Annotated in this window: 24 protein-coding genes and 1 pseudogene; 14 read left to right on the top strand and 11 right to left on the bottom strand. The window is 44.0% G+C overall.

Annotation, left to right across the window (positions count from 1 at the left end):
* Positions 1 to 330: 330 nt before the first annotated feature.
* From spxB to HMPREF2832_RS00855, 3 genes are all read left to right on the top strand, one after another.
* A complete protein-coding gene (spxB, locus tag HMPREF2832_RS00865) occupies positions 331 to 2,106 on the top strand; it encodes a pyruvate oxidase (protein ID WP_070505279.1) in 1,776 nt (591 codons plus the stop codon).
* Between the two features lie 153 nt (positions 2,107 to 2,259).
* Positions 2,260 to 2,607 (top strand): VOC family protein, encoded by a 348-nt coding sequence (locus HMPREF2832_RS00860; RefSeq protein ID WP_070505278.1) that lies wholly within the window; start codon positions 2,260 to 2,262, stop codon positions 2,605 to 2,607.
* A gap of 201 nt (positions 2,608 to 2,808) precedes the next feature.
* Positions 2,809 to 4,248 (top strand): 6-phospho-beta-glucosidase, encoded by a 1,440-nt coding sequence (locus HMPREF2832_RS00855; protein WP_070505277.1) that lies wholly within the window; start codon positions 2,809 to 2,811, stop codon positions 4,246 to 4,248.
* 114 nt (positions 4,249 to 4,362) lie between these two features.
* Here the strand turns inward: HMPREF2832_RS00855 and HMPREF2832_RS00850 are convergent, their stop codons facing one another.
* Positions 4,363 to 4,896, bottom strand: coding sequence for a hypothetical protein (locus tag HMPREF2832_RS00850; protein WP_070505276.1), 534 nt, complete (start codon positions 4,894 to 4,896; stop codon positions 4,363 to 4,365).
* A 203-nt stretch (positions 4,897 to 5,099) separates the two neighbouring features.
* Between HMPREF2832_RS00850 and HMPREF2832_RS00845 the strand changes: the two genes are divergently transcribed.
* Entirely contained in the window at positions 5,100 to 5,789 is a 690-nt protein-coding gene (locus tag HMPREF2832_RS00845) for a response regulator transcription factor (protein ID WP_070505275.1), read from the top strand.
* Complete coding sequence (locus HMPREF2832_RS00840) at positions 5,789 to 6,700, top strand: sensor histidine kinase (protein WP_070505274.1); 912 nt, start codon at positions 5,789 to 5,791, stop codon at positions 6,698 to 6,700. Before HMPREF2832_RS00845 ends, HMPREF2832_RS00840 begins: the two co-directional genes overlap by 1 nt.
* 149 nt (positions 6,701 to 6,849) lie before the next feature.
* On the opposite strand, the gene HMPREF2832_RS00835 is transcribed toward HMPREF2832_RS00840, so the two are convergent.
* The 4 genes from HMPREF2832_RS00835 to pabB form a co-directional block, all read right to left on the bottom strand.
* Complete coding sequence (locus HMPREF2832_RS00835; RefSeq protein WP_006595651.1) at positions 6,850 to 7,602, bottom strand: ABC transporter permease; 753 nt, start codon at positions 7,600 to 7,602, stop codon at positions 6,850 to 6,852.
* A 57-nt stretch (positions 7,603 to 7,659) separates the two neighbouring features.
* Complete coding sequence (locus HMPREF2832_RS00830; RefSeq protein WP_070505273.1) at positions 7,660 to 8,568, bottom strand: ABC transporter ATP-binding protein; 909 nt, start codon at positions 8,566 to 8,568, stop codon at positions 7,660 to 7,662.
* A gap of 395 nt (positions 8,569 to 8,963) precedes the next feature.
* Positions 8,964 to 9,578 (bottom strand): alpha/beta fold hydrolase, encoded by a 615-nt coding sequence (locus HMPREF2832_RS00825; RefSeq protein WP_070505272.1) that lies wholly within the window; start codon positions 9,576 to 9,578, stop codon positions 8,964 to 8,966.
* The gene (gene pabB, locus HMPREF2832_RS00820; protein ID WP_070505271.1) at positions 9,578 to 11,305 is read right to left on the bottom strand and encodes an aminodeoxychorismate synthase component I; all 1,728 of its coding nucleotides are present in this window, start codon (positions 11,303 to 11,305) and stop codon (positions 9,578 to 9,580) included. The genes HMPREF2832_RS00825 and pabB overlap by 1 nt, the downstream gene beginning before the upstream one ends.
* Positions 11,306 to 11,423: 118 nt before the next feature.
* Here pabB and HMPREF2832_RS00815 point away from each other — a divergent pair, with 118 nt between their 5' ends.
* The 5 genes from HMPREF2832_RS00815 to HMPREF2832_RS00795 all read left to right on the top strand — a co-directional run bounded on the left by HMPREF2832_RS00815 (position 11,424) and on the right by HMPREF2832_RS00795 (position 15,727).
* Positions 11,424 to 12,449, top strand: a complete 1,026-nt coding sequence (locus HMPREF2832_RS00815; RefSeq protein ID WP_070505270.1) for an acyltransferase family protein — start codon at positions 11,424 to 11,426, stop codon at positions 12,447 to 12,449.
* Positions 12,450 to 12,734: 285 nt separating this feature from the next.
* Entirely contained in the window at positions 12,735 to 13,337 is a 603-nt protein-coding gene (locus HMPREF2832_RS00810; RefSeq protein ID WP_003008715.1) for a hypothetical protein, read from the top strand.
* Positions 13,337 to 14,128 carry an energy-coupling factor transporter transmembrane component T gene (locus HMPREF2832_RS00805; protein WP_186823058.1) on the top strand — a complete coding sequence of 264 codons (792 nt, stop codon included), beginning with the start codon at positions 13,337 to 13,339 and terminating at the stop codon, positions 14,126 to 14,128. The genes HMPREF2832_RS00810 and HMPREF2832_RS00805 overlap by 1 nt, the downstream gene beginning before the upstream one ends.
* The gene (locus HMPREF2832_RS00800) at positions 14,104 to 14,940 is read left to right on the top strand and encodes an ABC transporter ATP-binding protein (RefSeq protein ID WP_070505268.1); all 837 of its coding nucleotides are present in this window, start codon (positions 14,104 to 14,106) and stop codon (positions 14,938 to 14,940) included. The genes HMPREF2832_RS00805 and HMPREF2832_RS00800 overlap by 25 nt, the downstream gene beginning before the upstream one ends.
* Positions 14,927 to 15,727, top strand: a complete 801-nt coding sequence (locus HMPREF2832_RS00795; RefSeq protein ID WP_024054603.1) for an energy-coupling factor ABC transporter ATP-binding protein — start codon at positions 14,927 to 14,929, stop codon at positions 15,725 to 15,727. The genes HMPREF2832_RS00800 and HMPREF2832_RS00795 overlap by 14 nt, the downstream gene beginning before the upstream one ends.
* A gap of 81 nt (positions 15,728 to 15,808) precedes the next feature.
* Here HMPREF2832_RS00795 and HMPREF2832_RS10445 read toward each other — a convergent pair whose 3' ends face one another.
* Both HMPREF2832_RS10445 and HMPREF2832_RS10050 read right to left on the bottom strand, forming a co-directional pair.
* Positions 15,809 to 15,937: a hypothetical protein gene (locus HMPREF2832_RS10445; protein ID WP_002878297.1), complete on the bottom strand. Its 129-nt coding sequence runs from the start codon at positions 15,935 to 15,937 to the stop codon at positions 15,809 to 15,811.
* Positions 15,938 to 15,951: 14 nt separating this feature from the next.
* On the bottom strand, positions 15,952 to 16,113 hold the full coding sequence (locus tag HMPREF2832_RS10050; protein WP_176745571.1) for a hypothetical protein: 162 nt from the start codon (positions 16,111 to 16,113) through the stop codon (positions 15,952 to 15,954).
* Positions 16,114 to 16,326: 213 nt separating this feature from the next.
* Between HMPREF2832_RS10050 and HMPREF2832_RS00790 the strand changes: the two genes are divergently transcribed.
* Positions 16,327 to 17,265 (top strand): AEC family transporter, encoded by a 939-nt coding sequence (locus tag HMPREF2832_RS00790; protein ID WP_070505267.1) that lies wholly within the window; start codon positions 16,327 to 16,329, stop codon positions 17,263 to 17,265.
* 48 nt (positions 17,266 to 17,313) lie between these two features.
* Here HMPREF2832_RS00790 and HMPREF2832_RS00785 read toward each other — a convergent pair whose 3' ends face one another.
* From HMPREF2832_RS00785 to HMPREF2832_RS00775, 3 genes are read right to left on the bottom strand one after another with little or no spacing between them, the layout of a single operon-like run.
* Entirely contained in the window at positions 17,314 to 17,646 is a 333-nt protein-coding gene (locus HMPREF2832_RS00785; protein ID WP_049497946.1) for a hypothetical protein, read from the bottom strand.
* A 34-nt stretch (positions 17,647 to 17,680) separates the two neighbouring features.
* Entirely contained in the window at positions 17,681 to 18,151 is a 471-nt protein-coding gene (locus HMPREF2832_RS00780) for an HXXEE domain-containing protein (RefSeq protein ID WP_049497947.1), read from the bottom strand.
* A 15-nt stretch (positions 18,152 to 18,166) separates the two neighbouring features.
* Positions 18,167 to 18,706 carry a TetR/AcrR family transcriptional regulator gene (locus tag HMPREF2832_RS00775; RefSeq protein ID WP_221761561.1) on the bottom strand — a complete coding sequence of 180 codons (540 nt, stop codon included), beginning with the start codon at positions 18,704 to 18,706 and terminating at the stop codon, positions 18,167 to 18,169.
* A gap of 132 nt (positions 18,707 to 18,838) precedes the next feature.
* On the opposite strand from HMPREF2832_RS00775, the gene HMPREF2832_RS00770 reads away from it, so the two are divergent.
* Together HMPREF2832_RS00770 and HMPREF2832_RS00765 are read left to right on the top strand one after the other, a co-directional pair.
* Positions 18,839 to 19,744, top strand: coding sequence for a cation diffusion facilitator family transporter (locus HMPREF2832_RS00770; RefSeq protein WP_006596539.1), 906 nt, complete (start codon positions 18,839 to 18,841; stop codon positions 19,742 to 19,744).
* A gap of 78 nt (positions 19,745 to 19,822) precedes the next feature.
* Entirely contained in the window at positions 19,823 to 20,860 is a 1,038-nt protein-coding gene (locus HMPREF2832_RS00765) for a zinc-binding dehydrogenase (RefSeq protein WP_070505266.1), read from the top strand.
* Positions 20,861 to 20,897: 37 nt separating this feature from the next.
* Here HMPREF2832_RS00765 and HMPREF2832_RS00760 read toward each other — a convergent pair whose 3' ends face one another.
* Positions 20,898 to 22,043 (bottom strand): low temperature requirement protein A, encoded by a 1,146-nt coding sequence (locus HMPREF2832_RS00760; protein ID WP_003008695.1) that lies wholly within the window; start codon positions 22,041 to 22,043, stop codon positions 20,898 to 20,900.
* Between the two features lie 114 nt (positions 22,044 to 22,157).
* Between HMPREF2832_RS00760 and HMPREF2832_RS09720 the strand changes: the two are divergent.
* Positions 22,158 to 22,265 (top strand): annotated as a pseudogene (locus HMPREF2832_RS09720) (helix-turn-helix domain-containing protein); the annotation flags it as partial.
* Between the last annotated feature and the right edge of the window lie 126 nt (positions 22,266 to 22,391).

The following is a 22,391-nucleotide window of genomic DNA, read 5'->3' as shown; positions in this document are numbered from 1 at the left end:
CAGAATTCTGTATCACTCTTTTTCTCTTTTACCTAGAGCGACGAGGGAAAAGAGGAGGTATCAAATTATAGTAAAATACCCTATTGTAGGATAGTTTGTGAAAATTTCTCAAAAAGAGCATCTGTTATGGAATAGGGATTGAGCATCTCTGAGCAGATCCTTATACATGTGAATCTCTTTGTGATAAATTAATACTGTAATCGTTTTGTAAATCGTTTTCATGAGAAAAGTCAGAAAAAACTCATTTTCAAGGCGAGATGATCACAAAGATGAAGTAGAAGCGCTATGCTGCATTTTAAGGGATCAAAATAGAATTAAAGGAGAGTTAGAATGACTCAAGGGAAAATTACTGCATCTGCAGCAATGCTTAACGTATTGAAAACATGGGGCGTAGATACGATCTACGGTATCCCATCTGGAACACTTAGCTCACTTATGGACGCTTTGGCCGAAGACAAAGATATCCGTTTCTTGCAAGTTCGTCACGAAGAAACAGGTGCTCTTGCAGCGGTTATGCAAGCTAAATTTGGTGGCTCTATCGGGGTTGCAGTTGGTTCAGGTGGACCTGGTGCGACTCACTTGATCAATGGTGTTTACGATGCAGCTATGGATAACACTCCATTCCTTGCTATCCTTGGATCACGTCCAGTTAACGAATTGAACTTGGATGCCTTCCAAGAATTGAACCAAAACCCAATGTACAACGGTATCGCTGTTTACAACAAACGTGTAGCTTACGCAGAACAATTACCAAAAGTAATCGACGAAGCTTGCCGTGCTGCCGTTTCTAAAAAAGGTCCAGCCGTTGTTGAAATTCCAGTAAACTTTGGTTTCCAAGAAATCGACGAAAACTCTTACTACGGATCAGGTTCTTATGAACGTCACTTTATCGCTCCTGCCTTGAACGAAGTGGAAATCGATAAAGCTGTTGAAATCTTGAACAATGCTGAACGCCCAGTGATCTACGCTGGTTTCGGTGGAGTTGGTGCGGGTGATGTGATCACTGAATTGTCTCGTAAGATCAAAGCACCAATCATTACAACTGGTAAAAACTTTGAAGCCTTCGAATGGGACTACGAAGGGTTGACAGGTTCTGCTTACCGTGTTGGTTGGAAACCAGCTAACGAAGTGGTCTTTGAAGCAGACACAGTTCTTTTCCTTGGTTCAAACTTCCCATTTGCTGAAGTTTACGAAGCATTCAAAAATACTGAAAAATTCATCCAAGTAGATATCGACCCTTACAAACTTGGTAAACGTCATGCCCTAGACGCTTCCATCCTTGGTGATGCAGGTCAAGCAGCGAAAGCAATCCTTGACAAAGTGAATCCAGTTGAATCTACTCCATGGTGGCGTGCAAACGTGAAGAACAACCAAAACTGGCGTGATTACATGAACAAACTCGAAGGTAAAACTGAGGGTGAATTGCAATTGTATCAAGTTTACAATGCAATCAACAAACATGCTGATCAAGACGCTATCTACTCAATCGACGTAGGTGACACTACTCAAACATCTACTCGTCACCTTCACATGACACCTAAGAACATGTGGCGTACATCTCCACTCTTTGCGACAATGGGTATTGCCCTTCCTGGTGGTATCGCTGCTAAGAAAGACAATCCAGATCGCCAAGTATGGAACATCATGGGTGACGGTGCATTCAACATGTGCTACCCAGACGTGATCACTAACGTTCAATACGACCTTCCAGTTATCAACGTTGTCTTCTCAAATGGTAAATATGCCTTCATCAAGGACAAATACGAAGACACAAACAAACACTTGTTTGGTTGTGACTTCCCTAATGCTGACTATGCGAAAATCGCTGAAGCTCAAGGAGCTATTGGATTTACAGTTGACCGTATCGAAGACATCGATGCAGTTGTTGCAGAAGCTGTTAAACTCAACAAAGAAGGTAAGACAGTTGTCATCGATGCTCGCATCACGCAACACCGTCCACTTCCAGTGGAAGTTCTTGAGTTGGATCCAAAACTTTACTCAGAAGAAGCAATCAAAGCCTTCAAGGAAAAATACGAAGCAGAAGAACTCGTACCATTCCGCCTCTTCTTGGAAGAAGAAGGGTTGCAATCACGCGCAATCAAATAATCCTGCTCGTCGAAAATCAAATGTAAACTGCGTTATCTTCACCTTGCCGTACTCCAGTACTGTCTGCGGTTCGATGCCTTGTTTATTCTTTGATTTTCTTAGAGCAGAACTTAAAAAGATCGGAGTAATCCGGTCTTTTTATGGAGATAGTAAATGAATTTAAATCAAATAGATATCATCGTTTCAAATGTTCCCCAAGTCTGTGCTGACTTGGAGCATATCTTGGATAAAAAGGCAGATTATGCTGATGATAGTTTTGCTCAGTTCACGATTGGCAGTCACTGTCTTATGTTGTCAGAGAATCATTTGATACCTTTGGAAAATTTTCAGTCAGGAATCATCCTACACATTGAAGTTGAAGATTTGGAACAGAATCAAAAGCGTTTGAAAGAATTAGGGATTGAGATTTTACACGGTCCTTGTGAAACGGATTGGGGAACAGAGTCCTTATTAGTTAAAGGCCCTGCTGGTCTAGTCATTGATTTTTATAGAATGAAATAAGGGCGCTTAGTCATTTGAAGTTAACCATAATTATTCTTAAAACAGAATATGAACTATTAAAAGATCGGAGTCATCCGGTCTTTTTGTGTTGCATGAAAGCGATCGTTACCTTAGAATAGGTTCGGTTTTTCCTAGGATCTTGTAAGACTTTTGGGTTAGAGAAGGGTATAATAGAACTATCAAATCAAGTGAGGTAGAGAGATGACCGACAAACTTCAATTTCCAGATGGTTTCCTTTGGGGTGGGGCGACAGCTGCCAACCAGTGTGAGGGAGCTTATAATGAAGATGGCCGTGGCTTGGCCAATGTGGATGTGGTGCCGATTGGGCCTGATCGTCACGCCATTATTACGGGTCAGAAAAAGATGTTCGATTTTGAAGAGGGCTATTTTTATCCGGCTAAGGATGGCATTGATATGTACCATCGCTACAAGGAAGACATTGCCCTCTTTGGGGAAATGGGCTTTAAAACCTATCGTTTGTCCATTGCCTGGTCTCGGATTTTCCCAAAAGGAGATGAACTAGAGCCAAACGAAGCAGGTCTACAGTTCTATGAAAACCTCTTTAAGAAGTGCCATAAGTATGGCATTGAACCCTTGGTGACCATTACCCACTTTGACTGTCCCATGCATTTGATTACCGAGTATGGAGGTTGGCGCAGTCGTAAGATGTTGGAATGTTATGAACGTCTCTGCCGGACCCTCTTCACTCGCTACAAGGGCTTGGTCAAATACTGGCTAACCTTTAATGAGATCAATATGATCCTTCATGCGCCTTTTATGGGAGCAGGTCTCTGCTTTGAAGAAGGGGAGAATGAGGAGCAGGTCAAATACCAGGCGGCTCACCATGAGTTGGTCGCTTCAGCCATTGCTACCAAGCTAGCCCATGAGATTGATCCCAACAATAAGGTGGGCTGTATGTTGGCAGCTGGGCAAAACTATCCGCATACCTGTGCTCCGCGAGATGTCTGGGCTGGTCTAGAAGAAGACCGCAAGAACTATTTCTTTATCGATGTGCAGGCGCGTGGGGAATACCCTAACTATGCCAAGAAAGAGTGGGAGCGTCAGGGGATCACGGTCGAGATGACGGAACAGGACCTTCAATTGTTGAAAGACCATACAGTTGACTTTATTTCCTTCTCCTACTATGCCAGTCGGGTCGCTTCAGGGGATCCAGCTGAAAGGGAAAAAACAGCGGGCAATATCTTTGCCTCTCTGAAGAATCCCTACCTAGAAAGCTCAGAATGGGGTTGGCAGATTGACCCTCTTGGTCTCCGCATTACGCTGAACACCATCTGGGATCGTTATCAAAAACCTCTCTTTATCGTAGAAAATGGACTAGGTGCCGTTGATACCCCAAATGAAGCCGGGGAGATTGAGGATGACTACCGGATTGATTACCTGGCTGCCCACATCAAGGCCATGCGGGAGGCCATCCATGAAGATGGTGTTGTCCTCTGGGGCTATACGACTTGGGGCTGTATTGACCTCGTCTCTGCCGGGACAGGAGAAATGAAGAAGCGCTACGGTTTTATCTATGTCGACCGGGACAACGAAGGCAAGGGAAGCTTGGCCCGCTCACGTAAGAAATCCTTCTATTGGTACAAAGAAGTCATTGCGACCAATGGGGCTTCTGTAGAATAAAAGTTTTCGGTACTTGCTGGCCGACTCTCTCCTATAAACGAAAAAGCTTAGAATCCCAATTTCAAGCTGGGGTCCTAAGCTTTTTGTATGTAGTTTAGCCAAGTTATTACGGATTTACTGGTCGTAATCTAAGACATTGTTCTCGATGACAAACTTAGATTCAGCGGAAATGTTGGCTGCTCCTAGTTGCAACTGCGAACTTCCGTCTGGCTTCATGATGTGCCACTGACCGTCCTTGTGGGCAAAGATAGCCTCAAATGTGACGTTATTGCTCTTGTCTCGAATGGGTAGAACAAATGCTTGATCTGTATTCTCTAAAAGGATTTCTTCCTTTTTTTCAAAGTTATAGATATAAAATTGCCCAGCTCTTTGCCCCAAACCATGAAGTTCATCGACTTTTTGCCAGTTCTCAAACTTATTCCGAACAAGGGATTCATTATAAATCTTGTTGAAGGTTTCGTTGCGTTTCTTCGTTTCTTCCTCGTCTAGTGTTTTCTGAAACTCTGCAACCTTTTTAGTCGTTTGAATGGTTTGTCTGTTTTGCTCCCTGATTTGCTGGCGGTGGATGACTCGCATCATTCTTGCAGCAACGCCCAGGATGACGAGAACGGATACAAGGCTGATTTTAGTTTTAGCATGATTTTTCATAGATGAGTCTCCCTATTCTATCATTGGTCCTATTATACCTTTTGAAAGAAAGGATCGTCAAGTTCATCTTGTGATGATCTAACATGCAGATCTACCTGGGGACAATAGAATTTTATCAGATTTTCATTGACGAAGGTCCCTTTATTTGATAGGCTAGGGGAATAGAACTGATTTCGCAAGAAAAGAAAAAAGGAGCGAGGCAAGTGGCACGGATTTTATTAATCGAGGATAATAATGATATCCAAGAAATTTTATATAGTCTCTTAAGTGAAGACCATGAGGTCCTTCAAGCCTTTTCGGGTACAGAAGGGCTACGGCTCTTCCAGCAAGAAGCTGTTGATTTGGTCCTTCTGGATATCATGCTTCCAGGGAAAAATGGGGACCAGGTCCTTGAGGAGATCCGTTTGCACAGTCAGACACCGGTTATCATGATGACGGCTCTTGGAGACAAACACCTCATTAGCCAGTATCTCCTTGCAGGGGCCAATGATTATATTGTCAAACCCTTTAATCTGGACGAAGTGGCCGCTCGGGTGACGGTGCAGTTGAGAAATCACGTCTCTCCGGCACAGGAAGCTCAAGCGTCGCAAAAGCTTTCCTTTAAGAATTTGGTCTTAAATCCAGAAACCTTTGAACTGGAGTCTGGCGAACAGACACTTCGCTTGGGCAAAAAAGAATTTCAAATTTTTGAGACCTTGCTGGCGCATCCAAAGAAGATTTTCACCAAAGAAGAATTGTATGAGGCGGTCTGGGAAGAAGTTTATCTGCCTGGAGACAATACCCTCAATGCCCAATTGAGCAATCTTCGAAAGAAAATTGCCCAGCTTGATCCAGATGAGGACTATATTGAAACGGTCTGGGGCTTGGGTGTTCGCTTGAAAGGAGAAAAGTAATGTGGGGATTGGTTCTAATTCTAGTCGTCCTTGTCCTTCTCTTGGGACTGGGCTATGTTCGCTTGCTTTCTGCTTTAAAGGATTTGCAGGAGCAGATTCAAAAGAAGCTTCAAAGCGGTAGTGGGGTACGGCTGACCTCTCAGGTCTCAAAAAAAGAATTGGTCGCCTTGACCAAGCAGGTCAGTGATCTCTTTGATCAGATCGAGCGGACCAATCGGATTGCCTTTCAAGAGAAAAAGACCTTGGATATGGCCATCAGTAATATTGCTCATGATATTCGGACGCCTTTGACCATTGCATCTGGCTACACCCAACAAATCATCAAGGGTGGGACGCAGGAAGAGGAAAAGCTGAAGAAAATTGCTTCCAATCTTCAAGTCGTCTCAAAACGCCTGGAATCTCTCTTGGAATACAGACGCTTGATGGAGGGAGCCATTCAGCCTCGGATTTCAGACGTCGATCTCAGCCAAGTTTTAACCCAGCAGTTGTTCCAGTATTATGATAGCTTGTCTGAGGCGGGGATTGCTTTAGAGGTAGAGCTAGAAGAGCATCTTCATTATGCTACGGATCCTGAGCTTTGGGAGCGCCTCTTGCAAAATATGCTCAGCAATGTCCTCAAGCATGGAAAGGAGCAGGCCCGTTTGACCTTGACCTCAGACGCGGACACGATTCGGGTCGAGCTGCGCAATATTGTGCAACAACCGATCCAGCACTTAGACCAATTGGCTAGTCGATTCTACTCTGAAAATCTCTCGGATACAGAGGAGTCTTCTGGCTTGGGTCTCTACATTATTCAAAATTTTGTAGAGATCTTAGGGGGAGACTTGCAACTGGCAACGGAGGCAGACTGGTTTATTTTGACCATTACACTAAGAAAAAAGAGAGGGGGACAGAAATCGGTAATTCGTTAGAATTCGATTTCTTTGTCCCGCCTCCGCACAGTTGAGTAGGGCTGTAAAAGCTGATGAAATCAGCGTAGTAGAGCCCACTCAAGCACTGCGTCTTGCTCGATAATCCAAGACAATTGAGAGGCTAGGACTTTTGTCCCAACCTCTTTTTGTTATAAATCTTTGTGTTTAAAAGTAGCCAGTCCTAGGAAGCCGAAAACAAGGATGAATCCAAGGGCGATCGAGAGGGTGTTGGTTGTTGCTGTTGTGCTCTGTACCATGGAATATTGGAATTCCAAGTTTAGATAGTGGAGAATATCAATATCTTTAAGGAAGAGCGCAGGAAGGCTTAAGAGGATATTTCCAATGAAGTAGCCAACGAAGGCCAAGGTGATGGATTGGCTGGCATAAAGAAGGAAGGAAATGATGCTGACCCAAGCCAAGGTGGAAAGGAACTGAATCAGCACGGTCAGTCCAAAATGAGCAAGGAAGTGCTCTGGCATGGTGCCAAGTCCATTGTAGAGCGTCGCGATCAAGAAGACGAGACCATAAGAAACAAGAAATTGGAAGAGAGCAATGGTCAGAACAACGGCGCTTTTGGCAAAGTAGTAACTGGTGCGAGAAACGCCATAGGCCAGACTATTCTTGTATAAGTTTTGCGTTAAGTCTGTTCCCAGAACCAAGGTGATGACAATAATGGTAAAGAGGATGGTCACACTGATGCTGGAAGAGTAGTTGGTCAAAGCTTTAAAGCCTGTCCAAACTTCGGTTGCTTGGGGCAATTTGGATTCCGTATTGACGCCGACGTGGCCGGTAGCTCCAAAGATGACTCCAGACAGGATGTTGAGAACGAGAATGGCTTCTGTAATCCAAAAACCTTTGGAGCGAAAAAGTCTGTAAAAATCTGCTTGAATGGTATGCAACATGATAAATCTCCTAAATGAAATATGTGGGATAGGTAATAGAGGAAGACGGTGATTGGACTAGTCTACCAAGTCCGTAAAGAATTTTTCCAGATCTTGGCGGGCATAGTAGATTTCGTCCACATCAATATCTGCTTGAACGAGAGCTTTGACAATGACTTTAATATCGTGAGTTTGTCCGAAAATATGGATTTCCCCATCCTTATCGATGACTTTGATACGGTGATGGAGTTGATCTTGAATCAGTTGACTCGCAAGGGCTAGCTGGCTGGTCTTGAGGATGATGTAGTCTTCGCCTTGCTCCTCGAATTCAGCCTTGCTAATTTCTTTGATTAGGCGTCCTTGGTCTACAATGCCAAAACGATTGGCAACCAGATAGAGTTCAGAGAGGATGTGGCTGGAAATGAGGATGGTCATACCGAGTTCATCGTTGAGGCGCTTGATCATTTGACGGAATTCCTTGATTCCGACAGGATCGAGACCATTGATGGGTTCGTCTAGAATGAGGAAGTCGGGCTTGGCAATCAGCGCAATCGCAATTCCCAACCGTTGTTTCATCCCGAGTGAAAAATCGCGGAATTTCTTCTTACCCGTATTATTCAGGCCGACATAGTTCAGGGTTTCTTTGATGACCTGGTCGGGATTTGGGATATGGCGAGCCTTGCAATAGTAGACCAGATTTTGATAAGCGGTCATATGCTTATGGGCCACGGGACTCTCAATGACGGAACCAACCCGTTTTAGGGCTTGCGTCCACTGGGAGCGATTTGTAGAAGCAAAGAGTGAGACGCTTCCGTCAGTTTCCTGAATTAGCTGGGTGATGACCTTGATGAGGGTGGTTTTCCCAGCTCCGTTCTTACCGATCAGTCCGTAGACGTCGCCTTTGCGAATGGTGAGATTCACATCATTTAAGGCGTATTGATGACCAAATTTTTTACTCAAATGGGAAATTTCTAATACTTTTTCCATGGTTTTCTCCTTCGTCCAAATGACTAGTTGTTTTCTTTACACTCTTAGTATACAGCTTGCTTTTCAAATAACTATCAAGCAATTCTCAAATATTTCTAAAAAATTGCGGTAAAGACTTCTTATAAAATAAAAATGTTGAATAGGTGACTCTACAAAGAAATAAAAAGAATTTCTAATGTTGAAATTCAATCCAAAATATATTAAAACTTTCCGCTGTGAGAAAAGTGCTAGAAACGATCATGTTTCTAGCACTCGGGAGTTTTGGAACCTTGGGTCCAAAACTAAGTCATGGAACTTCTTTGAAGTTCGCTGACGTCCGTCCTCACCTAAGGAAAGTTTTAAAAATGACTTTATATATATTAAGAACAACTGTTCTAAAAGCTAGCCTCTTCATTTTAAAATTCAGCAACAAACTCTTTGATGGCTTGCGCGAGTTCATAGGGTTTCTCGGTATTGAGTAGATGGCCTCCGTCTGCGATTTCTTGATAGCGGCCTTTTGGCAGGAGCTTGGCCAATTTTTTAGAAGAAGATTGATTGGCCCAATCTCTGCTACCACAAACAACCAAGCTAGGGAGAGGGCAAGCTTTAACGGTATCGGTTAAATTGAGCCCTTTTAATTCGATCAAGATTTGAAGCATCTGTTGTTTATTGGCATCTTGTTTTTCAAAGACATGCTTGGGAAGTAGACGAAAGAGAAGGATCTGGAGCCGATAGAGGGGATTGGTGTTAAGTTTGTATTGTGTTCCTACAAGGACTAAGCCCTTGAGTTGCGGGAAGTCTTGTCTTGAGAGATCAAGAGCGAGCACGCCACCTAGTGAGAGTCCTACCAGAATAAAGGGTTCGCTTTCTTGCTGGAGGCGCTCCATCAACCTTTCTTTGACTTCCTGATAGCTTTCTTTTGGATGGGAGAAAATATCAAAAGTTTTGGAGTGCAAGGGTGAAAGTGCAAATTGGACTCCTTGCCAAGAGAGGACATCTTGCCCTAGTCCATGTAAAAAAATTAGTTTCATCAGGAATCCTTTCTTTGAAAATCGAGTTCGTAGAGACCACGAAGAGCATTGCAGGCATAAATACGATCAGCGTCTGTTAAATCGTTCAGAGTTAAGAGTTTTTCTTCAACTTGCTGGGTCTCAAGAAGATGGCGCCGATAAATGCCATCGAGTAAGGGGAGGTGAGCTGGTGGGGTATAGCGTTGTCCCTCTATCTCCAGCACCAGATTGCCAATCGTCGTCTCCAGTAAGGTTCCATCTGGCAGATGGAAAATTTGCTCGTGATTTGACTGGCTGAGATGGTCTCTCTGACTCGTTTTGAAATAAGTAAATGGCGTCGCTAAATCAAGCTTCTGTTCTGTCAGTTGGGCCTGTAGATAGCTAGCTGGCAAGTCTGTCAGCTCCGTGATCACTAGGTGGAAGGTACCGTTTTTTTGCAAGGCAATCCGACAACGATAGTCAAGGTTGGACTCCAAACGAGCAAGCTCTTCTTGAAGTTCTTTCAGAAGTTTGGGTTCATCATAAGGATAGGCAAAGTAGCGACTAGCCTCTCTCAAACGGGTTAGGTGTTGCTCCAGGAAGGTCAGCTCTCCTTTGTGGATGCGGCCAGTCGTCAAAAGCTCAAAGCGAGGCTCTTGACGGTAGAGAACCGCCGATTTTTGCTTGGTTTCCTGGTATTCACTTTCCCATTTACTGTCCCAAGTGATGCCTCCTCCCACACCATAGATGGCTTGATTACCTTGCATTTGAAGGGTCCGGATGGCTACATTAAAAATCCGTTTCCCTTTTGGAAGAAGGATGCCGATCGTTCCACAGTAGACACCTCGAGGAGCCTTCTCTGTCTTGTGGATGATTTCCATAGTGGAGATCTTCGGTGCTCCTGTAATCGAGCCACAAGGAAAGAGAGCTCGGAAGGTTTGGACCAGGTCGACTTCGGGACGTAAGCGGCTTTCAATGGTCGAGGTCATCTGCCAAACGGTGGAGTATTGCTCGACTTGGCAAAGACGGGTTACCTGCTCACTTCCAATCTCCGAAATCCGGTTCATGTCATTGCGGAGGAGGTCGACGATCATCATGTTTTCTGCTCGATTTTTCGGATCAGCTTTTAGCCAAGCAGACTCTTGAAGATCCTCTTGGTTTGTGAGACCACGGTGCGTCGTTCCCTTCATCGGGCGCGTGGTCAGTAGCCGGTCGTCTTGCTCAAAAAAGAGCTCAGGGCTGATGGAGAGGATGGAGACATCATCGTGCTGGATGAAAGCATTGTAATGGGCTTTCTGCTCTACCACCAAGCGATTGTAGATAGCCAAAGGATCTGCTTTTAGCTCTTGAGAAAGCTGGACAGTGTAGTTGACCTGGTAGGTATCACCCTGGCGAATATGGTGATGGATGGTCTCGATGGCTTCTTGATAAGCAGGCGCCTCTACCTCTTCCTTCCAATTGGCTGAAAGATCCACAGCTTCATAGTCCTCTGGAAAAGGAAGGGTTTCGACCTCCTCGTGGATCGTAAAATAGAGGAGATACTCTCCCATAAGAGGTGCTGGATGGACAGCAAACTTCTTCTCAAAAGCAGGAGCAGCCTCATAGCTGACATAGCCAACAGCATAAAAGCCTTGCTCCTGGTAAGCTTCGACTTCTCTAAGAAGAGCCTCTACCTGGTCGAGGTTTCTAGTTTTTAATTCCTTTATGGGCTTGGTGAAAAGGTGGCGCAATCCAAGCTCTTTAAAATCAATAATCGTTTGTTTATGCATGCTTTGAGTATATCAAAAATAGAGGAAAAAAGGTAGATAAGGATGTAAGATTCCTTGCTTGGCCTTCCCTTTCATGCTAAAATAACCATAGAAACTGCTTTGGGCAAGGAGTAGGAATATGCAAAAGAATCCCCTCTATAACACCTCTAGTATCAGCTTTTTTCAATACCTCTTTGTGATTGCAGTGATTTTGGTGCATAGTGGTCGTTTAACCTCTTATGAGCCACTGCATTTTGGTCTCAAGAGTATGCTTGGCCGGCTAGCGGTGCCATTTTTTATCGTCTGTGCCAGCTTTTTCCTCAAGCAATCACTAGGGAATTCTAAGAAAATGAAGACCTATCTGGCCAAAATCGTAAAAACCTATTTGTTTTGGAGTTTTGTTTACCTTCCTTATGCCTGGCTCTTTTTCTCTAGTCTCCATCTTCCCATTTATCTTTTTCCGGCTGGTGTGTTCGTAGCTCTGGTCTACTTGGGAATGTGCTACCAACTCTGGTATATCCCGGCCTTTTTGCTGGGTTTGTTTTTAGTCAATCAATTGGTCAAACGCCTAGGAATGGTTTGGACGGGGTTGATCACCTTCCTTCTTTATTGCTGGGGCTTGATCGAGACCTATTCGGCTTATCTGGACACCACAAGTCTTCTTAAGGGTTACCAGCTCTACAGCAATTTATTTTTCACAGCCCGAAATGGTCTCTTCTACACGCCCATTTTTATCTATATGGGTTACTATTTGTATGATCATTTTCATGCACAAGTTTTTAGCATTCACCGTTGGCAAAAGCTAGCTCTTGCCTTTGGTTTGCTCTGCCTCGAAGGCATCATCATTTTTCAACATCAAGGAATTGATAAGAATTTTTTCCTTCTTCTTCCCTTTGTGACCGTTTATTTGGTCAATGCCTGCCTGCGATTGTCCTTTTTGAAAAGCTATGATTTACAGTATTTAAAGCAAATGAGTATAGCTCTTTACTTTTCGCATCCGATCTTTATCGAGTGGGCTCGCTATGGCTTTAGCAGCCTCCCCCTTACTTATCCAGATAGGGGCAAGCTGATTTTTGTGACGGCCTTGTTTGGTAGTCACCTCTTTGGGCTGGCTATGCTATGGGTACGAGATAAGAAGAAAAATCAAAAAACTTCACCAATCTAGGATAAGATGAAGTCTTTTTTATGACTTAGTAAGGGCAATTTCCTCTAGCTTTGTGGAGCTTTTTTCAATTCCCGAACGTTTTCAAGAAAACTTCAGAAAATTCTTGACTTCTGATGAAATAGGCGTATGATTAGTTGTGAACTGTTGAACAATTCTTTTCAAGAGAAACCCTGATGTCGACTAAGGGATCTGTGAAAGGTGAAGCGGTTCAAATCAAAAATCTACAGAGCGTTGCGTCCGAAAGTCTAAACAGACACGGCTCTTTAAAAACAAAAGGAGAAGATTATGAAAACAGAACCGATTCATCGTACCAGTATGTGGAAATTTAAGTTAAGTGCTGCCACCATGACTTTGATTCCCGCTGCCGTGGGGATTAACTATGTTGCCAAAGCCTTGGCGGAGGGGTTAAAGTTGCCCGTTTGGCTGGGGTCTTTGGGAACCTTTCTTGCCAGCATGTTGGCTGGGCCGGTTGCCGGTGCCATCAGTGGTTTCATCAACAACGTGATCTATGGGCTGACCTTATCGCCAATTTCAACCGTGTATGCGATTACCAGCATCGGAATTGGGATTGCTGTCGGAGTTTTGCACGCCAATGGGTGGTTCTCGTCAGCGCGACGAGTATTTGTTTCTGCTATTATTATTGCCATCGTTTCAGCTGTCATTTCAACGCCACTCAACGTCATCTTTTGGGGTGGTCAGACCGGTATCGCTTGGGGTGACTCATTGTTTGCGGTAATGGTCGCCAATCATGCACCAGTGTGGCTGGCCTCATTTATCGATGAGTTTGTCTTGGATATTTTGGATAAAGTCTGCGTGGCCTACCTGGCATTCTTCATCTATCGTCAGCTGCCGAAGCGGATGGTGCACTTCTTTAGCGGTGATAAATGATGACTGATCAAACATTGATTTCTGGAGCGCCACGGGTCAAGCTCAAGTGGTACCAGGTGATCGATCCGATTACTAAGCTCTTGTTCATCTTGGACATGACGTTGTTGAGCTTTGCCAGTATGAATTTATTGCTTCAGGCCGGATTAATTCTTGTCGCAACACTGCTATTGTTATTTTCTAAATTGAGTTCTACCATCTTTAAGGCGCTGGGATTCAGCCTGTTTCTGATTTGCACCATGCTGATCATCCAAGGGTTATTTTACAGTTGGAATCAAACTGTGCTGTTTTCTGTGCTTGGGGTGTCGTTCTACAAAGAAGGCCTGATTTACGCCACCACTCTGGGTTGTCGAGTATTGGTGATTATTTTGACCAGTGGCTTTTTTATGGTGACCACGAGTATTTCAGAAAACGCGGCCTATTTGGAACAGTCCGGATTGTCTTATAAAACCGTCTACGTTCTGATGTCGGTGTGTTATATTTTGCCGGAAATGATGCGCAATATGCGGAAAATCCAGCAGGCACAAAAAGTTCGCGGAACCAATCCGCAAAAAACGTTGATTCAGAAATTAAAGTCAGTCCTGCCGGTTCTAATTCCATTGGTGATTAAGACCTTGGATCAATCGATGGCGCGGTCGATTTCTCTCCAACTGAGAGGTTTTGATAATCTCAACCGGACTGTCAGAACCTCCCAGCGCGTGTATCGCCTGTCGCGGACGCTGCACATTGGTCTGACTGGATTGGCAATTTTATTGATTGGGTGGAAGATATGGACGAAGATAAACGGATTGTAATTGAAAATTTGACCACCCGTTATCCGGGTACTGAGCAACCACAACTGCGTCAGATTAACGCGGAGGTTCATACCGGCCAGGTGGTTGGGATTATCGGGAATAGCCACTCCGGCAAATCGACATTGTGCCGTGTGCTGGCAGGGGTCATTCCCAAAATGGTGTCTGCTGAGATTGAGGGCGACTGGCACATGTTTGGCCAGCGAGTGTCCGACAATTGGCCCGTTTATAATGCCATGAATGGAGTTGTACTGCAAAATCCAGCTGGCCAACTAAGCGGGTTGGCAGACACGGTTGCCGATGAAATTGCCTTTGACTTGATTAATCAGGGAATGGCTGAAGGACTGATTCAAAAACGGGTTGAAGAAGTTGCCACGCAAATGGGGCTGATTGAACAGCTGAATTTGCGTCCCGAGAGCCTTTCCGGTGGTCAGATCCAGCGGTTGGCAATTGCCACGGCGATTGCGACTAACCCGGCTGTTTTGATTATGGATGATCCGACCAGTCAGATGGATCCCCTTGGCCGCCGACAATTTTTCCAATGGCTGGCCCAAGTCAAAGAGACGACTGTCTTCATTGTCACCAGTGAAATTGACGATTTGTGCGAAGTCGCCGACGTTGTATGGGTGCTGCACGAGGGTCAAATGGTAGCCCAGGGCAGGCCGGGTGAGGTGTTTAATCATTTGGCAGCTGACTGGCAGATTCCAGCCCCGACAATCCAGCAACTTGCTCAAAAAATGGATTGGCACTTGGCTGATGGCCGGTATCCGGTGAATGACGCTGAACTGAAGGAGGTTTGTTATGTCCACAATTGAACTGAACCACCTGACGTTCACTTATCCGGAACGGTCCTTTAGCTTGGATGTTGAAGACAAACTCTTCGCCGATCCGATGGTGGCGATTGTCGGCCAAAATGGTGCCGGCAAATCAACGCTCTTCAAATTATTGACGGGCTTGCTGACACCACAAACCGGTGTGATTAAGATCGATGGAGAAAATTTTAATGATCTTAAACCAGTTGAAAAGTTACTGAAGGTTGGGATTACTTTTCAGAATCCTGACGATCAGCTTTTTAACCCGACCGTTCAACGAGAGGTGGAGTGGAGTGTCGCGCAGGTCATGGATGACCACGACACGATTACGAGGCGGGCTTTAGCGGCTCTAAAAAGAGTTGGCTTGGATGATAAAACAGCTGAAAGTCCATATGACCTGTCATTGTCGGAACGCAAGCTGTTGAGCGTTGCCACAGTTTTGGCAGTGGATCCGGCGATTTATTTATTTGATGAGCCGATGATGTCGCTTGATTGGGAAAGCCGGCGCAAGTTGACCGCAATTTTCCATCAGTTGGCTGATTCGGGCCACCAAGTTGTGACCATCACCCATGACATGGATTGGGTCGCCGCCGAGTTTGAGTCGGTGTATGTTATGGAACACGGGAAGTTTGGCTTCGCCGGCAGTCCACGGGAATTGTTCAGCGATCACGAACTTGTCCAGAGAGTGGGATTACTACCACCGCGGATTATGGACATAGCGGAGTCGCTGGGTGATTCACAGACATATTTATCGGTTAATGATTATTACCAGAAAAATCGAGATGTATAGAAAAAGTCACCTCTGCGGGTTTTCCAGGTTGAAGGATTAACTTCAGCTTCTGGCAAGAACTCACATGGGTGACTTTTGTGTTTAATAACGTTTCATGATCATCGGGTGCTTCCTCAGATCACTTGGTTTGATTTTACTTTGTTTCATGGTCATAATCATATACCATTTCTTTTGGATCTTTTGTTTGACTAATACAAAATAGGTCTTCATAGGTCTTCGCATTTTTAGCGCCCATTAGGATCATCAGTATAATTTTCTGAATTAGGAGACTGTCCCGTCACTATTCGAACTTCGTCTCCCAACTTACGCTGTTCCCATTCATCCGCGAATCCTTTAAATCGCAATTCTGGAACTTTCTTTTTAACTGAATCATCTATTTTCGCCATAGTCCCCACCATTTTATTGGTTTTTCTTGATTTACCTTATCAACAGTCTGGTTGGTTGGTACCAATAGACCAAGGCGGCCAAGAAAGGCTACTAGTAACAATTAATAAATACAAGAGGTGGGCATGTTGCTCCACCTCTTTTTGTGATATACTAGAGTAGTTTTTGAGACCTTGTAGAAAAACTCTCATTTCAAAGAAGGAAAAGGAGAAAACATGGACATCTTTTTGAGGAGTATATCCGGTATCCTCGTCATCCTAGGCATGATTTTAGTGGGCTTTGTTATCGGTGAAAGAGGCTGGTTTGATGACAAGTCACGTGGCTTGATCGCAAAGCTAGTCACTCAAGTTGCTCTGCCCTGCTACATGCTCTACACCATCACACAGCGTTTCACAGCAGCTGACCTTCTAAAAATGTTGCCAGCATTGCGATTTCCTGCCCTGTCTATGGTCGTTTTGCTTGGCATCGCGACAGCAGTAGCCAGGATCTTTGCAGTGAGACAGGATCGCCGTGGCCTCTTTATTTCCATGTTTTTTAATTCCAATACCATTTTCGTGGGACTCCCCATTAACCAAGCCCTCTTCGGGGATGCCAGTATTCCCTATGTTTTGATCTATTACATGTGTAATACGACCTTTTTCTGGACCTTGGGGACCTACCTGATTCAGAGGGATGGTGAGGGAGAAGCTCAGTTTGATCTCAAAACGAGTCTGAAAAAAGTCTTTTCTCCCCCGCTGATGGGCTTTCTCTTAGGACTAGTCCTGGTGATGTTGCAGATAAAGTTGCCGGCCTTTCTAGCCAGTGATTTGCAGTACCTGGGCAATTTAACAACCCCCTTATCCATGATATTCATCGGTTTGTCGGTATCTCATGTAGGCGTGAAGCAATTGATTCTGGGAAAAGATCAGCTACTAATTCTGTTAGGACGCTTCGTGGTTGCCCCTCTCTTGATGGCGACCATTGTCTACTGGGCTCCTCTTCCAAGTTTGATGAAGCAAGTCTTTATCATTCAGTCCGCTATGCCAGTGATGACCAATGCCCCGGTCGTTGCCAGACTCTACGGAGCTGATAGTGACTATGCAGCCGTCATGGTGACAGAAACGACCCTTGCAACCATGGTGGTGATTCCTATTCTCATGCTGTTGATGGCATAATAAATAGAAACTACAAAAGCTCAAGTTTTTTGAAAACCTGAGCTTTTCTTATATGAGAGCTAATAAAATTGTAATCACCAGAGCGATGCCCATCCGAATCAGGTGGTGGACTGGGTGGAAGTTTCCTTTGTGTTTTCCATTCCAATAGGCTCCGTAGCAAATCAAACCACATCCGATCAGCCAAAGGGCTAGAGAGACAATCGGTAAAAAGAAGTAGAGGATGAGAGATAAGGTCGCAAGGCTACTTCCGATGAGGAGAAATGTATTTCCTAAAGTGTGATTTCCCTTTTTAAATTCTGAAAGGGAGGCCAATAAGTGAAGAAGAACAAAAGCAAGGGCAAAGAAGGCTGTAAAAAAGCCGAGAAGAATGGGGAAGAACATAGGGTTTCCTTTCTAAGATATGATTGCCTGAGTACTATTTTTTATGACTGATTTTATGAAGAATCATAAATGATACTACAAGATTTAAAATAATAACCAATAAGGTAAAAAGAGAGTAACCATAAAGTTTAATTGGAAATTCATTTTTGAGATTGCAAAGAGCAAACAAACTTGTTAAAATGCCCGTTAACAACCCAGGCACATATTTTCGAATAACGACTGTCTGAATCAGATGTCCGAACACATGGTAGATATAAGCGATTATGATGCTTGCGTAAATGCTATAGTTATTAAACTGGTAACTAAGATATAGCGACGTCATTAGGATGAGAAATTGTTCCAAGACAATAAAGTTGAAAGCAAAAGGAGTGTAATAAGTTAGGATTCGATTGTTTGGATACTGGATTGATATTTTTTTGACAAAGGATGGCATCCAAACGATTTCTTCGAGTTCGTGAAGCATGAAGAGTGATGGAAATAGAAAGTAAAATTGTACGCTGGTCATTGAAAATACTCCCTTCTAGTTCGACCCCACTTTTAAAATCTCCAAATAAAACTGGGTCACTTCTTGTTCGGTGTAGGACTTGCCTTTTTTCAACCACCAGCTGAGGGTTTCAATGAAGTTAGTAACGACAAGGTGCTTGAGATAAGAATGAGGAATAGTAGGATGAGTCTTGATCAGTTCATCAGCCACCATTGGATAGACATCATGTTCTAGCTCTTTTCGCAGTTGCCGGATAAAATAATCATTTTTAGAGAGCAAGAGACTGGTCACATGGTCTTGATTTTTTTTGAAATGCTGGAAGATATGGGCTAGGTAGTCTTGTGGAGAGAGGTGTTCAGCACGCTCAAAGAGATGGTGAAAGAGCTTTTGACAGAGTTCATCTAGCAATAATTCCTTACTTTCGTAATGGCTGTAAAAGGTTGATCGCCCCACATCGGCTAAGTCAATGATTTCCTGAACCGTGATGGCCTCGTAGTCTTTTTGGTTGAGTAATTGTAAAAAAGCTTGATAGATAGCTTTTCGAGTTTTGGTGATGCGACGATCCTGTGCTGTCATATGGACACTTAGAACAAACTGTTCAGTAACGGACACCCTAAACAGTTTGCTCCTATCCTTTCTGTTGTGAATGTTAGATAATGATAATGAACATGATGTTCATGAATCTATTATAACAAAGGATTAAGGATTATGAAGACAAAACATGCGGTCTGGATCGCTTTTTTCTTGAATTTGAGTTATGCCATTGTTGAGTTTATTGCAGGAGGGATTTTTGGATCCAGCGCTGTCCTTGCGGATTCGGTCCATGACTTGGGAGATGCGATTGCTATTGGGATCTCCGCCTTTTTGGAGAGTATTTCCAATCGTGAAGAAGACAGCCACTATACCTTGGGCTACAAGCGCTTTAGCCTTTTAGGGGCCATGGTAACAGCTGTGATTCTCATGACAGGGTCCGTTCTGGTTATTTTGGAAAATATAACGAAACTCTTTCACCCACAACCTGTCAATGATGAGGGCATCCTCTGGCTTGGAATCATAGCTGTCAGCATCAATGTGCTAGCGAGTCTTGTCATTCGCAAAGGGCAAACCAAGAACGAATCCATTCTCAGCCTGCATTTTCTTGAAGATACCTTAGGTTGGGTGGCTGTCATCTTAATGGCCATTGTTCTCCGATTTACCGACTGGTACATCCTAGATCCACTCTTATCTCTTGCTATTTCCATCTTTATTCTGTCCAAAGCCATTCCACGTTTTTGGAGCACGCTCAGGATTTTCCTGGATGCCGTGCCAGAAGGAGTGGATATCCAGCAAGTCAAGAGTGATTTGGAGCAGTTGGAGCATGTGGCTAGTATCAATCAGCTTAATCTCTGGACCATGGATGGTTTGGAAAAGAACGCCATTGTCCATGTTTGTCTAGAGCATGTCAACCACATGGAGGTCTGTAAAGAGTCTATTCGTACCTTGCTCAAAGATTGTGGCTTTCAAAATGTTACTATTGAGGTCGATGAAGACCTGGCAACCCACCGAGCCCATAAGCGCAATATCGAAGAGTTGGAAGTGAATCAAAGTCATGGACATATTCATCACCATCATTAATGACGAGTTGGTACGAGCAGAAGCCTAAGAAAAAGTGTATACTGTAGGTAAGTAAGCAATAGAAAGTAGGTTGTTCCTATGAAGAAAACAGTTTATACAAAAGCTGGGCAAGTGGGTCTAGTAGAAGTTGAACGTCCGCAAATCGAAGCGCCGGATGATGTTATTCTCCGCATCGTCCGCACATGTGTCTGTGGATCCGATCTCTGGAGCTACCGTAATCCAGATATTGAAGCAGGGCATCAAAATAGTGGCCACGAAGCCATTGGGATTGTCGAAGAAATCGGAGAAGCTATTACAACGGTCAAACCAGGAGACTTTGTCATCGCACCTTTCACCCATGGTTGTGGGGAGTGTGATGCCTGTCGTGCTGGCTACGATGGGACGTGTGACCGTCATATCGGCACCAACTGGTCTGATGGGGTGCAAGCGGAGTACATGCGCTTCGAATACGCCAACTGGGCCCTTGTCAAAATTCCAGGGCAACCATCAGATTATACAGAAGCCATGCTCAAATCTTTCTTGACGCTGGCAGATGTCATGCCGACGGGCTACCATGCGGCGCGTGTAGCAGACGTGAAGCCTGGTGACAAAGTAGTGGTCATCGGGGACGGTGCCGTTGGTCAATGTGCAGTGATCGCAGCTAAGATGCGGGGAGCGTCACAAATTGTCCTCATGAGTCGCCACGAAGACCGCCAACAGATGGCTTTGGAATTTGGTGCGACAGCAGTCGTAGCGGAGCGTGGTGAAGAAGGCATTGCCAAGGTCCGTGAAATCCTTGGTGGCGGAGCAGATGCGGCCCTTGAATGTGTCGGTACCGCAGCAGCTGTTGATCAAGCCCTTGGGGTGCTTCATAATGGTGGGCGTTTAGGTTTTGTCGGTGTCCCTCATTACAATAATCGTGCCCTTGGTTCGACCTTTGCCCAAAACATTTCGGTGGCAGGTGGGGCAGCCTCTGTTACTACCTATGACAAGCAGTTCTTGCTCAAGGCTGTACTTGATGGCGACATCAACCCAGGTCGCGTCTTTACTCATAGCTATAGCTTGGATGAGATTGATCAAGCCTATAAAGATATGGATGAACGTAAGACGATTAAGGCTATGATTGTACTGGACTAACGAAAAAATTCTAGTAGAAAATATCTACTAGAATTTTTTAATACAATTCCCAATCCGGACTTGAAAATTTCTTGGTTCGGGTCATATAAAAATGGATAAAGTGAACTTCCATTGCTAAAGTCATCACGGTTGCGATGGTAATGACAATGGTTGGATTGGCTGAGAAAAGAAGGGAGAGAACCAGTCCGATAAGGAACATCCCTGCTTGCAAACCATAATAGAGCTTGTCATACTTGAGGTGACTCTTGTTAAAATAGCCATTTGCAAGGATAGCAGCTTGAAAGAGGCCGATACCCGTATAGAAGAAGCCAGTCGCAAAATGGTGATGGACTTCTGGATTGACCAAGAAACTCATAGACACAGTCACCATAATCAAGCCGATGAAAATTGGATAGTGACTATAAATTAGGAAGATTCCCTTATTCTTTCCTTCTTCATCAATGGCATGGTCAAACTTACCAAAGTAATTCATAAAGAGGTTGACCATGATGATAAAGTAAAGGATAGAGTGGATAGAGAAATTTTCAAGTGTAAAAAAATCTGCAAGGCCCATAATCATCTCACCAAAAGTGATGATAACTAAAAGCGAGATGCGTTCAATCAGGTGGGGGAGATTAATCTGAAAAAGACTTGTATGTCGAGTTAAGATAATAGGCATGACGAAGGTCAAGAGAATCCCTAGCATATAGACATAGATACCAAAATCTATCGGAAGAAGTGCAGCTATGTAGATAGCCAAGGTCCTGAGCCCTGTCATCCAAAGAAAGCCCTTGATACTTTTTCGATTGGCTGGAGTAGTAGACTTACGCAAATACTCTACTAAGTATTGGAGAAATAGGGTTAAGGTCAGGGTTCCCACTGTCCAGCAGAAGGTATGAAAGTAGCTCTGCCAGTCATTGGTAATCATGTTTGAGATTAAGAGCAACATTGCCATATTGATGAACATGACGGTCATATTGAAAAGGGAATTCTTTCCATAGCGGTTGGTATAGACGGTCTGAATCATCCAAGAATTGACCAAAACCAGAAGTGTCATCAGGAAACCAAAGATGGCATCTAATGATAAGACTCCATGGTGAAGATGATGGATAAGGGCAGTGGTTTTGGAAATAGCGTAAACAAAGACCAGATCATAAAAGAGTTCACTATACTCAACCCGTTTGTGTTTGATAAGATTTGACATGGGTTATCCTTTCTGCGATGTTTGAACAATTTATTATATCAGAAAAATGACAGTATATGATGGAAGGAAGGGGAGTAGACCAATCAATTTCATTGTGACGCAAATTGTCATTACATGACAACAGTTGATGTAGCCTATTTACTAGGATACTCCGAAGTGTCTTCCTTCTCACGAGCCTTTAAAAAATGGACCGGACAGACTATTTCAGAGTATCGCGAGTAGATGCAGACAGAAGCTTAACAGCAGAAATTTCCATTATCAACACCAGATGTATTCATCTGGTGTTTTTATCTTTCTGAAAAAAATGAAATTTTCTACTTGACAAGTGAGTGTTCACTCACTATAATA

The organism is Streptococcus sp. HMSC073D05, assembly GCF_001812015.1.
Taxonomy (GTDB): Bacteria; Bacillota; Bacilli; order Lactobacillales; family Streptococcaceae; genus Streptococcus; species Streptococcus parasanguinis_D.
This window is presented reverse-complemented; position numbering and strand designations above follow the sequence as displayed.

Coding starts and splice junctions, on each gene's coding strand:
- spxB (WP_070505279.1), top strand. CDS start 331: ATGACTCAAGGGAAAATTACTGCATCTGCAGCAATGCTTAACGTATTG.
- HMPREF2832_RS00860 (WP_070505278.1), top strand. CDS start 2,260: ATGAATTTAAATCAAATAGATATCATCGTTTCAAATGTTCCCCAAGTC.
- HMPREF2832_RS00855 (WP_070505277.1), top strand. CDS start 2,809: ATGACCGACAAACTTCAATTTCCAGATGGTTTCCTTTGGGGTGGGGCG.
- HMPREF2832_RS00850 (WP_070505276.1), bottom strand. CDS start 4,896: ATGAAAAATCATGCTAAAACTAAAATCAGCCTTGTATCCGTTCTCGTC.
- HMPREF2832_RS00840 (WP_070505274.1), top strand. CDS start 5,789: ATGTGGGGATTGGTTCTAATTCTAGTCGTCCTTGTCCTTCTCTTGGGA.
- HMPREF2832_RS00835 (WP_006595651.1), bottom strand. CDS start 7,602: ATGTTGCATACCATTCAAGCAGATTTTTACAGACTTTTTCGCTCCAAA.
- HMPREF2832_RS00830 (WP_070505273.1), bottom strand. CDS start 8,568: ATGGAAAAAGTATTAGAAATTTCCCATTTGAGTAAAAAATTTGGTCAT.
- HMPREF2832_RS00825 (WP_070505272.1), bottom strand. CDS start 9,578: ATGAAACTAATTTTTTTACATGGACTAGGGCAAGATGTCCTCTCTTGG.
- pabB (WP_070505271.1), bottom strand. CDS start 11,305: ATGCATAAACAAACGATTATTGATTTTAAAGAGCTTGGATTGCGCCAC.
- HMPREF2832_RS00815 (WP_070505270.1), top strand. CDS start 11,424: ATGCAAAAGAATCCCCTCTATAACACCTCTAGTATCAGCTTTTTTCAA.
- HMPREF2832_RS00810 (WP_003008715.1), top strand. CDS start 12,735: ATGAAAACAGAACCGATTCATCGTACCAGTATGTGGAAATTTAAGTTA.
- HMPREF2832_RS00805 (WP_186823058.1), top strand. CDS start 13,337: ATGACTGATCAAACATTGATTTCTGGAGCGCCACGGGTCAAGCTCAAG.
- HMPREF2832_RS00800 (WP_070505268.1), top strand. CDS start 14,104: ATGGACGAAGATAAACGGATTGTAATTGAAAATTTGACCACCCGTTAT.
- HMPREF2832_RS00795 (WP_024054603.1), top strand. CDS start 14,927: ATGTCCACAATTGAACTGAACCACCTGACGTTCACTTATCCGGAACGG.
- HMPREF2832_RS10445 (WP_002878297.1), bottom strand. CDS start 15,937: ATGAAGACCTATTTTGTATTAGTCAAACAAAAGATCCAAAAGAAATGG.
- HMPREF2832_RS10050 (WP_176745571.1), bottom strand. CDS start 16,113: ATGGCGAAAATAGATGATTCAGTTAAAAAGAAAGTTCCAGAATTGCGA.
- HMPREF2832_RS00790 (WP_070505267.1), top strand. CDS start 16,327: ATGGACATCTTTTTGAGGAGTATATCCGGTATCCTCGTCATCCTAGGC.
- HMPREF2832_RS00785 (WP_049497946.1), bottom strand. CDS start 17,646: ATGTTCTTCCCCATTCTTCTCGGCTTTTTTACAGCCTTCTTTGCCCTT.
- HMPREF2832_RS00780 (WP_049497947.1), bottom strand. CDS start 18,151: ATGACCAGCGTACAATTTTACTTTCTATTTCCATCACTCTTCATGCTT.
- HMPREF2832_RS00775 (WP_221761561.1), bottom strand. CDS start 18,706: ATGACAGCACAGGATCGTCGCATCACCAAAACTCGAAAAGCTATCTAT.
- HMPREF2832_RS00770 (WP_006596539.1), top strand. CDS start 18,839: ATGAAGACAAAACATGCGGTCTGGATCGCTTTTTTCTTGAATTTGAGT.
- HMPREF2832_RS00765 (WP_070505266.1), top strand. CDS start 19,823: ATGAAGAAAACAGTTTATACAAAAGCTGGGCAAGTGGGTCTAGTAGAA.
- HMPREF2832_RS00760 (WP_003008695.1), bottom strand. CDS start 22,043: ATGTCAAATCTTATCAAACACAAACGGGTTGAGTATAGTGAACTCTTT.